A 14,748-nucleotide genomic window follows, 5' to 3' on the forward strand; every position below is an offset into this window, starting at 1 on the left:
CCCGATTGCTTAGCTGGTCACCGTTAGCGGCTGTTTTTGTCGACGCAGTTTGTCCATAAAGAGATAGACCACCGGCGTGGTATAGAGTGTTAACAGCTGGCTCATTACCAGGCCGCCGACGATGGTAATCCCCAACGGCTGGCGCAGCTCCGCGCCGTCGCCGCTGGTCAGCACCAGCGGCAGCGCGCCCAGCAGCGCGGCCAGCGTCGTCATCAAAATAGGACGGAAACGCAGCAGCGACGCCTGGAAAATCGCCTCGCGCGCGCTCAGGTTACCGCTGCGCTGCGCCTCCAGTGCAAAGTCCACCATCATAATGGCGTTCTTCTTCACGATGCCGATCAGCAACATAATGCCGATCAGCGCAATCAGGCTAAAGGGCGCGCCAAACAGCTCCAGCGCCAGCAGTGCGCCGACGCCCGCCGAGGGCAGGGTTGAAAGGATGGTCAGAGGATGAACATAGCTCTCATACAGAATGCCCAGCACGATATAGACCGTGGCGATCGCGGCGATAATCAGCCAGAGCTGGCTGTTCTGCGTCTCTTTAAACACCTGTGCCGTACCGGCAAAGCTGCCGCGTACGCTGGAGGGCACGCCCAGCATGGTTATGGTGCGCTCAATCGCCTCCGAGGCCTGCGACAGCGACACCCCTTCCGGCAGGTTAAAGGCGATGGTGGAGGCGGCGGAAAGCCCCTGATGGTTGACCGACAGCGGCGCGTTGGCAGGCTGCCAGCGGGCAAACCAGGAGAGCGGAATTGGCTTGCCGTCGCTGTTTACTACAAACATCTGATCCAGCGCGCTGATATCCTGGGTATAGCGCGGATCGACCTCCATCACCACTTTGTACTGGTTCAGTGGCTGATAGATTGTGGAGATCTGCCGCTGGCCGAAGGCGTTATTCAGCAGGGCGTTGGCGTCGGACACATCGATACCCAGCCGCGCCATGCTTTGCCGGTCATAGGTGAGCGCCATCTCCGCGCCCTTGTCCTGCTGATCGGAACTGACGTCGGCCAGCTCCGGCAGTTTGCTGAACGCCGCGCGGATCTTCGGCTCCCAGGCACGCAGGTCGCTTAAGCTATCCGACAGCAGCGTGTACTGATAGCTGGCGTTGGCCTCGCGGCCGCCGACACGAATATCCTGTACCGGCATCAGGAACAGGCTGGCGCCCGGCTCCTTCGCCAGCTTCACGCGCAGGCGGGCGATAATCTGTTGGGCGCTTTCGTTGCGCTCGGAAAGCGGCTTCAGCGCGATAAACATTGAGCCGCTGTTGGTACGCGAACCACCGGTAAAGCCGGTCACGTTGTCCACCGCCGGATCTTCACGAATGATTTTCATAAAGTCTGCCAGCTTGCCGCGCATCGCCTGGAAAGAGATGCTCTGGTCGGCAGAGATAAAGCCCATCAGCCGCCCGGTATCCTGCTCCGGGAAAAAGGTTTTCGGAATAGTAATGTAGAGATAAACCGTCAGGCCGATGGTGGCTAACAGCACCAGCAGCGTCCAGCGCGCCCGATCCAGCACCCAGTGCAGCGAGCGTCCATAGCCGCGCTGCAGGCCCAGCAGCAGGCGATTAAAGCCACGCGTGCGCGGCTGGCTGCCGGCTCGTTTGCCTTTCAACAGCCAGGCGCACATCATCGGCGTCAGCGTAATAGAGATCACCAGCGAGATCATGATCGCTACCGAGAGCGTAACGGCAAACTCGCGGAACAGTCGTCCCACCAGGCCGCCCATCAGCAGCAGCGGAATAAACACCGCCACCAGCGAAATGCTCATCGACAGCACGGTAAAGCCGACTTCGCGCACGCCCTGTAGCGCTGCCTGTAGCGGCTTCATGCCCGCTTCGATATGGCGCGAAATATTCTCCAGCACCACAATCGCATCATCCACCACAAAGCCGGTGGCGATGGTCAGCGCCATCAGCGACAGGTTATTGAGGCTGAAGCCGCACAGATACATGGCGGCGAAAGTGCCGATCAGCGAAACCGGCACCGCGACCGCCGGAATTAAGGTAGCGCGGCCGGAGCGCAGGAACAGGAACACCACCAGAATCACCAGCGCCACGGCGATCACCAGCGACTGCTCCACCTCCTCCAGCGAGGCGCGAATGGTCGGCGAGCGATCCTGTGCCACTGCCAGTTCAATGGCGGCAGGAATAATTTCATGCAGCTCTGGTAGTTCGGCACGGATGCGGTCCACGGTCTGGATCACGTTGGCGTCGGCGGTTTTACGGATCACCAGCAGCACCGCTGGTTTAGCATTGGTCATCCCGGCGTTGCGCACATCCTGCACCGAGTCGGTAACGGTGGCGACATCGGCAAGACGCACCGCCGCGCCATTGTTGTAATGCACCACCAGCGGCTGATATTCCTCGGCAGTTTTCAGCTCGTCATTGGTTCTGAGCTGCCAGCGCTGGCCATTATTTTCCACCGCGCCCTGTGGACGGCGCACGTTAGCATCCGCGATCGCCTGACGCACCGCATCCAGCGAGACGCCCTGATTAAACAGCGCCTGCGGATTGAGCTGCACCCGCACCGCCGGCAGCGAACTGCCGCCGACGGTCACGTCGCCAACGCCTTCGATTTGTGACAGCTTCTGCGCCAGCTGCGTGGAGGCGTAGTCATAAAGCTGGCCAGGCGTCCAGTCGTCCGAGGTGAGCGTCATAATCATAATCGGCGCGTCGGACGGGTTGGCCTTGCGCCAGCTGGGCCGGCTCGGCATGCCGCTCGGCAACAGGCTTTGCGCGGCGTTAATTGCCGCCTGCACATCGCGCGCCGCGCCGTTAATATCGCGATCGTAATCGAACACCATAATAATGCGCGTGCTGCCCAGCGAGCTGGTGGAGGTCATTTCGCTGACGCCGGCGATACGGCCCAGCGAGCGCTCCAGCGGCGTCGCTACCGACGAGGCCATGGTTTCCGGCGAGGCGCCCGGCAGGGACGCACTCACCATAATCACCGGAAAATCGACCTGCGGCAGCGGCGAGACCGGCAGCAGGCGATAACCCAGAATGCCGACCAGCGCAATAGCGAGCGTCAGCAGGCAGGTTGCGACGGGACGGTAGATAAACAGCGCAAAAAACTTCACGACTGCGCCTCCCCGCGCTGCCAGCGACGGCGCGTATAGTGCGCCAGACGATCGAACAGCAGGTAGATAACCGGCGTGGTAAACAGCGTCAGCACCTGGCTGAGGATCAGCCCGCCAACCATAGCGATACCGAGCGGACGACGCAGTTCCGCGCCGACGCCGGTACTCAGCATCAGCGGCAGGGCGCCGAGCAACGCCGCCAGCGTGGTCATCAGAATCGGACGGAAGCGCAGCAGACAGGCCTGATAGATGGCCTCATAAGGCGTTTTGCCCTGTTCGCGCTCGGCGGCCAGCGCAAAGTCAATCATCATGATGGCGTTTTTCTTCACGATGCCGATCAGCAGAATGATGCCGATAATGGCGATCACATCCAGCTCGTGCCCGCTGAGCAGCAGCGCCAGCAGCGCGCCGACGCCAGCGGTCGGCAGCGTGGAGAGAATGGTGATCGGATGGATAAAGCTCTCATACAGCACGCCGAGAACGATATACATCGCCACGATCGCCGCCACAATCAGCCAGACGGTGCTGCCCAGCGCCGCCTGGAACACCAGCGTGCTGCTCTGGAAGCGGGTCATGATCTCTGACGGCATCGCCAGATCTTTCTCCGCCGCCTCGATCGCCTGCACCGCTTCGCCCAGCGAATAGCCGTCGTTGAGGTTGAACGAGAAAGTGGTGGACGGGAACTGGTCAAGATGGTTCACCGTCAGCGCGCCGTGCTGCTGTTCCACCTGCGCAATGGCGCTGAGCGGCACCGTGCTGCCGTCGCTGGTGGTCATGCGGATCGCTTCCAGCGCCTGAAGGCCCGGCGCGTTTTGCGTATCCTGCTCCAGCACCACGCGATACTGGTTCGCCTGGGTATAAATGGTCGAGATCAGGCGCTGGCCGAAAGCGTTATAGAGCGCGTTATCGATATCGCTCATGCTGATGCCGAGGCGACTGGCGCTGTCGCGATCCACTTTCACCATCGCTTCCAGTCCCTGGTCCTGCCAGTCGCTGCTGACATCCTTCAGCTGCGGCAGCGTTTGCAGACGCGCCACCAGCTGCGGCACCCACTGGCTCAGCGAATCCAGCGAGCCGGTTTGCAGCGTAAACTGATACTGCGTACGGCTGAGCTGGGTATCGATGGTGAGATCCTGCACCGGCTGCAGCCACAGCGTCACGCCCGGCACGCGCGCCACCGCGCTTTGCAGCCGTTCCACGACGGCCGGAATACGATCGTCGCGCTCGTCGAGCGGCTTCAGGTTAATCTGCACGCGCGCGCTGTTCAGCGCCGGATTGGTGCCGTCCACGCCAACAAAGGAGGTGACGCTCTGCACCGCCGGATCGCGCTCGATAATCGAGGCGACGTCACGGGTGCGCTGCGCCATGCTGGCGTAAGAGACACTTTGCGGCGCCTGCAGCGTGCCCTGAATAATGCCGTTGTCCTGCACCGGGAAGAAGCCTTTCGGGATCAGCACCCACAGCAGCACCGTCAGCACCAGCGTGCCCAGCGCCACACTCAGCGTAATCCACGGATGGTTGAGGACGCGCGTCAGGAAACGACCATAAACGGCGATGATGCGATCGAACATCGCTTCGCTGGCGCGGGAAAAGCGGTTCTGCTTACGCAGCGATTCGGCGTTCAGCATGCGCGCGCACATCATCGGTGTCAGCGTCAGCGAGACAATCGCGGAAATTAATATCGCCACCGCCAGCGTCACGGCAAATTCGCGGAACAGTCGTCCGACGATATCACCCATAAACAGCAGCGGGATCAGTACCGCAATCAGCGAGAAGGTGAGGGAGATAATGGTAAAGCCGATCTCACCCGCGCCTTTCAGGGTCGCCGCCAGCGGCTTTTCGCCCTGTTCGATATAGCGCGAGATGTTTTCGATCACCACAATCGCATCATCCACCACGAAGCCGGTGGCGATGGTCAATGCCATCAGCGTCAGGTTATTGATCGAGAAGCCGAGCATATACAGCACCGCGAAGGTGCCGATCAGCGACAGCGGCACCGCCACGGCGGGAATAATGGTGGCAGGCACATTGCGCAGGAACAGATAGATAATCATCACCACCAGCGCCAGCGCCAACAGCAGTTCCAGCTGCACATCATGCACCGAGGCGCGAATGTTGGTGGTGCGGTCGGAAAGCAGTTTGACCTCGACCGATTTCGGCAGCGAAGCGGTCAGCTCCGGCAGCAGGCTGCGGATGCTGTCGGCGGTGGCGATAATATTCGCGCCCGGCTGGCGCTGCACGTTCAGCACAATCGCCTGCTGGCGATTAGCCCAGGCGCCGAGCCAGCTGTTTTCCGCGCCCTGTTCAACGGTGGCGACATCGCCCAGCCGCACCGGCGCGTTATTGCTGTAGGCGATAATCAGCTGGCGATAATCCTCCGCCGACTGCATCTGATCGTTAGCCGACAGCGTAATCGAGCGTTCCGGGCCGTCAAGACTGCCTTTCGCCGAGTTGACGTTGGCGTTAGAGATAGCCGTGCGCACCGTTTCGCTGTCGAGGCCGAGCGCGGCCAGCGCCTGCGCATTCATTTTGACGCGCACCGCCGGACGCTGTCCGCCCGACAGCGTCACCAGGCCGACGCCGCTGACCTGCGAAATCTTCTGCGCGATACGAGTTTCCACCATATCCTGTATCTGCGTCATCGGCATGCTGGTGGTGGTGACCGCCAGCGTCATAATCGGCGGATCGGCAGGATTAACCTTGCTGTAAACCGGCGGGTTCGGCAGATCGCTCGGCAGCAGGTTGGTGGCGGAGTTAATCGCCGCCTGCACTTCCTGCTCGGCAACATCCAGCGGCAGCGTTAGCTGGAACTGTAACGTCACCACCGAAGCGCCGCCGGAGCTTTGCGACGACATCTGTTGGAGCCCGGACATCTGGCCGAACTGGCGTTCCAGCGGCGCGGTAATCGCCGAGGTCACCACGTCGGGACTGGCGCCAGGGTAGAGCGTCACCACCTGAATTGTGGGGTAATCCACTTCCGGCAGGGCGGAAACCGGCAAAAAGCGATAGCCCAGCACGCCGGCCAGCAGAATGGCGACCATCAGCAGCGTAGTGGCAACTGGCCGCAGGATAAAATGACGGGACGGGCCGCCGGTGGCGTTAGGAGGTAAAACCTGCATCAACGATCTCCCTGCGTCCGGTCGCCGTGGCTACGCGCGCCTTTCGCCGGCTGGGCTGCTTTATTGCTGGTTAGCTCGGTAGACTGCGGCGCGACGACTTCCACTTTCGCGCCTTCGGTCAGGCGATCCAGTCCATCGGTCACCACGCGTTCGCCCGCTTCCAGTCCGGCGCTGATTACCACTTTCTCGCTATCCTGCAGGCCCGGCTTAACGTTTTTCTTGCTCACTTTATTTTCGCTGTTCACCACCCAGACAAAGTTGCCTTCGCTGCCCATCTGCAGCGCGGAGGTGGGGATCACCACCGCATCATGCAGCGTATTGACCTTCAGGCGCGCGTTCACAAACTGATTGGGAAACAGGCGATCGTCTTCGTTGCTGAAGCGCGCCTTGAGCTTGATGGTGCCGGTGGTGGTATCGATCTGATTATCGAGACTCAGCAGTTCGCCCTGCGTCAGCAGCGTGCTGTTGCTGCGGTCCCAGGCTTCCACAGTCAGCGGCTGGCCCGCTTTTTGCGCCTGAAGAATCGTCTGAATGGTGGTTTCCGGCAGGCTGAACAGCACATCGATTGGATGCGTTTGCGTTAATACCACCAGCCCGGTGGTGTCGCCGCTGCTGATGTAGTTGCCGATATCAACCTGTTTCAAGCCGGCGCGTCCGTCAATCGGCGCGGTGATGCGGCTGTAGGTAAGGTTCAGTTCGGCGCTGGCGACGCTGCCTTCGTCCGCCTTGATGGTACCCTGGGTTTCGCTGACCAGCGCGCGCTGGGTATCCAGTTCCTGCTGTGAAACCAGGTTGGTTTTTGCCAGCTTTTGGTAGCGCGCCAGATCGCGCTGGGCATTGGCCAGCGTCGCTTTATCGCGCGCCAGCTGCCCCTGCGCCTGCGTCAGGGCGACCTGAAAAGGACGCGGATCGATTTCAGCCAGCAGCTGGCCTGCCTTAACCTGTTGTCCTTCCTGGAAGTGAATTGCCATCAGCTGGCCGTCCACGCGGCTGCGCACCGTCACCGTATTGGCAGCGGTAACGGTGCCCAGGCCGGAAAAATATTGCGGGACGCTTTGTGTCTGCGCCGTGGCGGCCTGAACCGGCGCCAGCGGCATATTGCGCCGTCCACCTTTGCCTCGCTGCTGAGTATTATTTGTCGCATTATTCGTGCCGCCATCGCCTTTGGGCCATAAGAAATAACCGGCGACGGCCACCAGTACGACAACGATCAACAGCAGGATTTTTTTAGACATATGGCGTGAGGCATTCATTGCGGTTTATTGCTCTCCGGCAGTGTAATCAAAGGTTCCAGGCGGGTCAGCAAAGGTAGCTCCCGCGAAGTTAGCCAGTTTAATTATCGAATAGGATAAAAAAATGGAGGAAATAAGAATAACTGTAAGCCAGCCGTAAGGCCGCCGTAAGTATCCGCGATCTTATGCGATGAGACAAATTCACCGCTGAAATCGGTAAAGCAGAAGCACAGATGTTTGCTACGCTCATCAACAGGTTGGCAATACATTAATTAAGGAGAACAATGATGACTCAGATTGAAACCCGTCAGCTGGGGCGCAGCGGCATTGAAGTTCCTGCACTGACCTTTGGCGGCAACGTTTTTGGCTGGACCGTAGATGAAAACACCTCTTTCACGCTGCTGGATGCGCTGGTGGAAAAAGGGCTGTGGTTCATTGATACCGCTGATGTTTATTCGCGCTGGGCGCCGGGCAACCAGGGTGGAGAATCGGAGACCATCATTGGCAACTGGCTGAAAAAAACCGGCAAGCGCGACAAAATCATTCTGGCAACCAAAGTCGGCATGGAGATGTCACCGGAGAAAACCGGTTTGGCAGGCAAATATATTCGCCAGTCGGTGGAAGATTCGCTGCGTCGTCTGCAAACCGACTATATCGATCTCTATCAGGCACATCGCGATGATGATCAGACGCCGCTGGAGGAGACGCTGAAAACCTTCGATGATTTGATTAAGGAAGGAAAGGTGAGGGCAATTGGCGCATCGAACTATTCGGCGGCGCGCCTGAGCGAAGCACTAAAAGTCAGCGAGCAGAACGGGCTGGCGCGTTATGAAACGCTGCAGCCGGAATATAACCTCTACGATCGTCAGGAATATGAAAGCGGTCTGGAGCAGGTGGCGCAAGAAAACGGCCTCGGCGTGATTAACTACTATTCGCTGGCCAGCGGTTTTCTGAGCGGCAAATACCGTCACCCGGAGGACGCCAGCAAAAGTAAGCGCGGGCAGGGCGTGGTTGAGAAATATCTCAACGATCGCGGGCTGCGTATTCTGCAGGCGCTGGATGAGGTTTCGCAGGCGCGCGGCGTAACGCCGACGCAGGTGGCGCTGGCGTGGCAGATTGCCCGTCCGAGCATCACCGCGCCGATTGTCAGTGCTACCTCGCTGGAGCAATTAAATGAGCTGGTGAAAGCGGCGCAGCTACGGCTGAACCTCGATGAGGTGGAAAAACTGACGCAGGCGAGCCAGTACTGAGTCAGCAGCCTGAAAAAAATGCGCCTGCGGGCGCATTTTTTATGTCATGCATTCAGCGCCTGTAGACAGCTAAGCGCTGCATGCTGGCGCAGCGGGCCAGCAGCGCATCAGGGCTGAACACTTCAATGATAAAAGCGACTGACCTTTTGCACGGCGCGATAGCGCTCCACACGATGACAAAGCACGCCCAGCGCGCTGCCGATCATAAACAGCACCAGCAGCGCCGGTAAGGGCTCGCCGTAGCAGAAGTGCCAGAGTGACGCGCCCGCCGCCATAATCGTCAGGCAAACAACCACGCCGGTATAGCGATACAGCAGAATCAGCAGCAGAGCAAATGCGAGAAACTGTTGAAAAGTGACAGAGGACAGGCTCATGAAATCGTATCCGTGCCTTGTTAACCGGGCTGAAATGCTAACATGCGGCGCGCCATAAAAAGCGTTAATAGTTATAACGCGTTGCGCTATATGTGTGGACAGGCAGGCAATTTCGATAAGCAGTGCTAAAGATTTTTAATGATAAACAAGGTTAATCCCTGCGGATTAACCTTGCGGATGCTGAGATGCTATATCGCCATAACGCAGCGGCTTAAGGCTGCCTCGGTGCGCTTACGGGTGCCGTCAGACAAACATAATCTGTGCCCAGCGCGCCAGACCGGCGGTAACCGAGCCAAAATCATCGCCGGACGCCAGCGGAATGGTTGGCAGCTGCTGTTGTAGCGCCTGACGTAACAGCGGAGAGCGCGCGCTGCCGCCGGTCAGATAGATCATATCCGGCGTGGTGCCGCTGGTTTCCAGCGCCAGCTTCACCTGCTCCTGAATGCGCACCAGCGGCGCGGCAATAGCCGCTTCCAGTCCGGCGCGGCTGATATCTGTCGCAAGTCCCGCGTCGATAAAGGCCAGCGCGGCGCTGACATCGTCCCGATCGGAAAGGGCGATTTTGCTCTCTTCCGCCGCCCGCACCAGACGATAGCTCAGGCGCTGCTGCCAGACCTTAAGCAGCCGCTGCACCTTCTCCGGCTGGCGGGCGTCACGAATAAGATCCTGCAACAGTTTGCGGCAGGCGGCCGAGTAAAAGTCGCTTTGCGCCGGAACATCGTTGATCGCAACCGCGTTCCACCAGGGCAGCGCAGGCAGCGCGGTGCCTTTCTGCGTCTCCCCGCCCAGTCCCAGCAGCGGCATCAGCTCTTTATACGCCAGCGCAATATCTAAATCGTTGCCGCCGACGCGGCAGCCGCTGTGCCCCAGCAGGCTGCTGGCGCGGTCGGCGCTGTTGTGCCACTGCGGGCCCATCAGCAGCATACTGCAGTCGGTCGTACCACCGCCGATATCTACTACCAGCACCCGCTTTTCTTCTTTCAGCGTTGCTTCAAAATCGAGACCGGCGGCCACCGGCTCAAACTGAAAAATCACGTCGCGGAAGCCGGCGCGGCTGGCGGCGCGCGCCAGAATGCCCTGCGCCTGCTGGTTGGCTTCGGAACCGCCCAGCCCCTGGAAGTTAACCGGACGGCCAATCACCGCCTGATCGATGGGCTTATCCAACTGCTGTTCGGCGGTCTGGCGAATATGCAGCATCATGGCGCAAACCAGATCTTCAAACAGGGCGATCTGCTGCGGCTTCAGGCCGCTGGCGCCGAGGAACGATTTAGGGGATTTAACGAACCAGACTTCTTCAGGATCGGTCATATACTGCGCCAGCGCATCCAGACCGAAATGTACGCTGCCCGGCGTGACGTCAATATCTTCGTCGCGGTTAAACGCAATGGCGCGGCGCAACAGCGCCTGGTTCTCAGCGTCCGGCGTCGGCACCTGATGATGGCGGAACAGCCACTCGCTGATCGCCTCGCGCGTCGGCCCGCACAGCATAGAGGGCAGGTAAGGAGAATCCTTTTCCAGTTTAAGCAGCCGCGGCGCGCCATTTTCCACAACGGCCACGGAACAGTTAGCCGTCCCGTAATCAAAACCGATAAACACAGTATCTCCCCCCTTCAGAAAAAAGGGGGTGACATTACCGGAGCCAATTAGGGCTGGCAAATGTTTCACGCGTTGCGTAGCCGACAGCGGCGAGCCGACGCTTATTTAATGGCGAAAAAGCTGTTTTCCAGCAGGGCGTTGAGCGGTTCGCAGCCTTTAACCGCGCTGCCCCAAACGCCATCGATGCCGATGCTGGTCAGCGTTGCCAGCGCCACCGGCAGATCAACCGGCCCGGCGACCACGGCGATATTTAACCGTTGCGCCTGGCCGTGAATAATAGAGACCAGCATTTCATCCATCAGACTGCTATGGACGTTGACGGTCAGATCGGGCGCCAGCTGGATAAAATCGATCTGTTCATGGGGCATCTGTTCGAAAGCGTCGAGATTACGGCCAAAACCGCGTAGCAAAATGCGACAGCCATGCTGACGCAAACGTATCAGGGTTGGCGTCAGCGCCTCGCTGTTAGTTAACAGCTCGCGGGTTTCCAGACTGATAATCAACAACTTAGCTGGTAGCGCGCTGGCGGTAAGCTGCGCCAAAAATTCATCCAGCCACGCCTGATGAAGCAGGCTCTCGGCCGACAGCGGTAAAAACACATTTAGTGCTTTACGGGCGATGCCGGGCGCGTAGAGCCTGAAAAAGCTGTCGATCAGCGCACGGTCGAGTGCCAGATAGAGCGTCTCGTCGTGCAGCGCGGCGCGGAAATCTTCAATATCGATTTCCTGCCCCTGCGCGTTGCGCAGTCTGGGCTGCAACAGATGGAAATTAGCCGACAGCGGCTTCGGCGGCGCGGAAACCGCCCAGGCCAGCCAGTGCAGCGGCTGATCGATCAGTTTAACGATCTCTTCCTGGGTCAGCTCAAGCGGCGGCTCCTGCGGGAATCGCATTTCATAAACCGACAGCTGACCGCGCCCGTTATGCTTGGCGTTATAGCAGGCCAGATCCGCCTGCGCCATCACGTCGCTACTCTGGCAGTTTTGGGCGTTAATCACCGTCAGGCCGGCGCTGGCGCCAATGCGATACAGCTTGCCTTCCCACAAAAAGCGATAGTCATTAATAGCGTTGACGATCCGTTCTACACTATTGCGCGCGTCGTTTAGCGCGCAGTCGGGCAGCAACAGGCCGAATTCATCGCCGCCGAGACGCGCCAGGAAATCATTACTGCGCAGCAGATGAATCATCAGGTCGGCCAGCTCAAAGAGCAGCGCATCGCCCGCTGCATGACCGGCGCTGTCGTTAACCGCCTTAAAGCGATCCAGGTCAATAAAGGCCAGTACATGCTGGTGGCGCTGGTCGCTGGCTGAGAGCAACAGCCGTTTGAGCTGATGCTCAAAGCTGGCACGATTGGGCAGCCGCGTCAGCGTATCGTGCGAAGCGCTGTAGTGCAGGCGCTTTAACATCTCACGGGATTCGCTGACATCCTGAATGACCACCACGCTGCCGATATTTTCCCCCGCCAGCGTTTTCAACGGCGTCATGCTGTAATGGATAGCGAACTGATCGCCGGAAAGATTATGCAGCACCAGATCGCGATCGAGATCGGTTACGGTGGTCATCGCAGGCAGATTGCCGCGCAGAATATTTTCCATCTCCGGGCCGTGCGCGCCGTGGGTGATACGTAAAATCTCGCCGATCGGTTTGCCCGTCGCCTGCTCCTGCGTCCAGCCGCTCATCTGCTCGGCCACTGGATTCATAAAGGTAACGCGCATCTCCTCATCGGTACTGATGACCGCTTCGCCGATGGCGTCAAGGGTGATCAGCATGCGCTCTTTTTCCTGATAAAGCGCTTCGGTCAGCATCCGCAGTTCGGTAATGTCCTGATTAACGCCCAGCAGGCGGGCAACTTTGCCGTCGGCGCCCGGCTGACTGTCCGCCTGCGAGCGGATATAACGAATACCGTGACGGGTCACAATGCGGCACGCCAGATTAAAAGGCGCGTTTTCTTCCAGCGTACGGCGTACCGCCTCTTGCGCCATCTCCCGATCTTCCGGCAGCAGGCGGCTAAGCCAGAACGCATAGGTTGGGCGGTCGCTGGAATCCAGCTCATAAATAGCGAACATGCGCCTGTCCCAATTCATCTCATTCGTGGTGACGTTCCATTCCCAGACGCCAATGCCGCCCGCTTCGTTGGCCAGCGTAATACGCTCCATCAGCCGCCGGTTAATCTCTTCACTTTCGCTGATATGCTTTTTTTCCTCACGGAAAGCGTGCATCACCATGGTCATGACATGGTTGGGGATCAGCACCAGCAGAAAAGGAAGCCACGGGGTAATAATAAAAGAGGTAGTGGCGCCGCGCAGTTCAATCACCTGAAGCGCCAGCATCAGTGCCATCAATGAGATGTTGGCGAAGAAAATGAAAAACGCTTCCAGCCGCGGCAGGCGTACCGCAACCCAAAACAGAATGACGATCATAAAGGCGAACGGCCAGGGCAAAAAGCGCAGCGCCAGGCAGGAGATAAGCAGCGAGGCGGCCAGCGCCACCAGCGCCTCCGTCAGCGCGCCCTGTTGCGCCCGTAGGTGGAAATAGCGCGGCTGCCACAGCAGGCAAACCGGCCCCAGCGCCAACATTCCGATGACTTCCGAAAGCACCCATGTGTAATAAAAAAGCAGGTTCGCGTGACCGCCGAAAGCGTGATGCAGCCACAGCGCGACCAGGCCGCCCAGCAGCGGTACGAGTATCCCGACGATAATGATCGCTTTGCTCCAGCTCACCAGCGAGTCGAGAGGATCGTACTGGCTAATCACTTTACGCAGCAGCAGCCCGCTCAGCAGTCCCTGGCTCAGGCTGATACCGGCAAAAGCGAACTGTGCCCAGCCCAGACCGAAAATAATAATGTTGGCCAACAGCGTACCGACCAGGCAGGCTGTCAGCAGCAGCGCGCGCTGGGATCCGCGGTTGCGGAAGGTCACCACCGCCATAATTGTGGAGGCGTACCAGATCGGCGCAATTTTATGGTCGAGCGCCGTGAGCGCCAGGCAAAAAAGCGTGGCGATAAAGCAGAACAGGCCCAGCAATAAAGCGGGCCTGAAAAAAGCGAATGTGTGATGCCCTGGGGAAAGCGTATCGGTTGTCATCCAAAAGTCCGGCTAGCCTGCCCGCTCTTGCCGGGCAGGCGTTAGATCACTACCGTGATGCTAGCACAAGGGATAAAAAGTGACCCATCAACAACCCTGGAAATCATGACGCTATTCAAACGATTGATAGCCAGGATCGCGCTGTTTTAACAGATCGGCACGCGTCCAGGGCCTTTCCAGCCCGGCAATATCAGCGGAGAGATGTTCAAGGAAGTTTTGCGTGGTGGCGATACGTCCGTGGCTCATAATCACCAGCGGCAGAACCAGCGCCGCGCTTAACTGCGTCAGCGAAAAGCCTTTCAGCTGCGTATGGCGCTGGCTAACCAGGAACAGCGTGCTGAGGGTAAAGCCCAACAGCAAACCGCTGGCGACTTCGCTTTTCGAATGGGCGTGCAGCACCAGGCGGGAAGCGCCGACCAGCAGCGGCACCATATAACCGATGGTCACCGCCACACCGCGCCAGAATGCGGGCAGGCGGCCCGATAACAGCCAGAGCATTACCGGCCAGAGCGTCGCCGACATCGCGCTGTGGCCGCTGAAGCCGGTAAAATTGAAGCGGGCGCTGCCGATGCCAAAACCCATAAACAGGATTTTCGAGACGCTTACCACCAGCCCCGCCAGGCCGAAGGCCAGCAGCCAGAACCAGAAGGTGCGTCGGTTATCGCTTTTCCACGGCAGGATCAGTGCGATAAGGATTGCTGTGGGGATCAGCAACATGCTGTCGCCAAAATAGGTAATCGTTCTCCAGGACATAGCCAACCTTTCTGTTTTATTTGTATACCCTCCGCCTTCCGGCGTAAGGGGGCGTCGCTACGCTGTCACAGAAAAGTGAGAGCTGGATCGCAGGCTGCAGTTTATCGGTGAAAAGGACGCGGCGCCAAAGGAGAAAGTCTGAAAAGCGTGCATTCCGCACAGTGCGTCGGCTTCCCGCAGCGGGCAGGCTGCTTTTTTCTGGCATCGCATCAGCGATCTCCCTATAATTGCCGCCAGTTAATCCTCCCAATATCTGACTGAAGCTA

Annotated in this window: 8 protein-coding genes; 1 reads left to right on the forward strand and 7 read right to left on the reverse strand. The window is 59.0% G+C overall.

The annotated features are described in order from the left end of the window. Nucleotides 1–9: 9 nt before the first annotated feature. Genes mdtC through P3C52_RS10115 form a run of 3 tightly spaced genes read right to left on the reverse strand, consistent with a single transcriptional unit; the run spans nucleotide 10 to nucleotide 7,450 of the window. On the reverse strand, nucleotides 10–3,078 hold the full coding sequence (gene mdtC / locus P3C52_RS10105; protein WP_275554880.1) for a multidrug efflux RND transporter permease subunit MdtC: 3,069 nt from the start codon (nucleotides 3,076–3,078) through the stop codon (nucleotides 10–12). Beyond that, nucleotides 3,075–6,197, reverse strand: a complete 3,123-nt coding sequence (locus P3C52_RS10110; RefSeq protein ID WP_275554881.1) for an MdtB/MuxB family multidrug efflux RND transporter permease subunit — start codon at nucleotides 6,195–6,197, stop codon at nucleotides 3,075–3,077. The genes mdtC and P3C52_RS10110 overlap by 4 nt, the downstream gene beginning before the upstream one ends. After that, nucleotides 6,197–7,450, reverse strand: coding sequence for an MdtA/MuxA family multidrug efflux RND transporter periplasmic adaptor subunit (locus P3C52_RS10115; protein ID WP_275554882.1), 1,254 nt, complete (start codon nucleotides 7,448–7,450; stop codon nucleotides 6,197–6,199). Before P3C52_RS10115 ends, P3C52_RS10110 begins: the two co-directional genes overlap by 1 nt. 266 nt (nucleotides 7,451–7,716) lie before the next feature. Between P3C52_RS10115 and P3C52_RS10120 the strand changes: the two genes are divergently transcribed. Next, a complete protein-coding gene (locus tag P3C52_RS10120; RefSeq protein WP_275554937.1) occupies nucleotides 7,717–8,679 on the forward strand; it encodes an aldo/keto reductase in 963 nt (320 codons plus the stop codon). A gap of 122 nt (nucleotides 8,680–8,801) precedes the next feature. On the opposite strand, the gene P3C52_RS10125 is transcribed toward P3C52_RS10120, so the two are convergent. The 4 genes from P3C52_RS10125 to P3C52_RS10140 all read right to left on the reverse strand — a co-directional run bounded on the left by P3C52_RS10125 (nucleotide 8,802) and on the right by P3C52_RS10140 (nucleotide 14,482). Beyond that, nucleotides 8,802–9,053, reverse strand: coding sequence for a hypothetical protein (locus P3C52_RS10125; RefSeq protein WP_275554883.1), 252 nt, complete (start codon nucleotides 9,051–9,053; stop codon nucleotides 8,802–8,804). A gap of 243 nt (nucleotides 9,054–9,296) precedes the next feature. Continuing rightward, nucleotides 9,297–10,649: a molecular chaperone gene (gene yegD / locus P3C52_RS10130; RefSeq protein ID WP_275554884.1), complete on the reverse strand. Its 1,353-nt coding sequence runs from the start codon at nucleotides 10,647–10,649 to the stop codon at nucleotides 9,297–9,299. Between the two features lie 101 nt (nucleotides 10,650–10,750). Continuing rightward, nucleotides 10,751–13,729: a diguanylate cyclase gene (locus P3C52_RS10135; RefSeq protein ID WP_275554885.1), complete on the reverse strand. Its 2,979-nt coding sequence runs from the start codon at nucleotides 13,727–13,729 to the stop codon at nucleotides 10,751–10,753. A 111-nt stretch (nucleotides 13,730–13,840) separates the two neighbouring features. Next, on the reverse strand, nucleotides 13,841–14,482 hold the full coding sequence (locus tag P3C52_RS10140; RefSeq protein WP_275554886.1) for a phosphatase PAP2 family protein: 642 nt from the start codon (nucleotides 14,480–14,482) through the stop codon (nucleotides 13,841–13,843). Nucleotides 14,483–14,748 lie beyond the last annotated feature (266 nt).

It is taken from the genome of Mixta sp. Marseille-Q2659, assembly GCF_940807255.1.
GTDB lineage: Bacteria > Pseudomonadota > Gammaproteobacteria > Enterobacterales > Enterobacteriaceae > Mixta.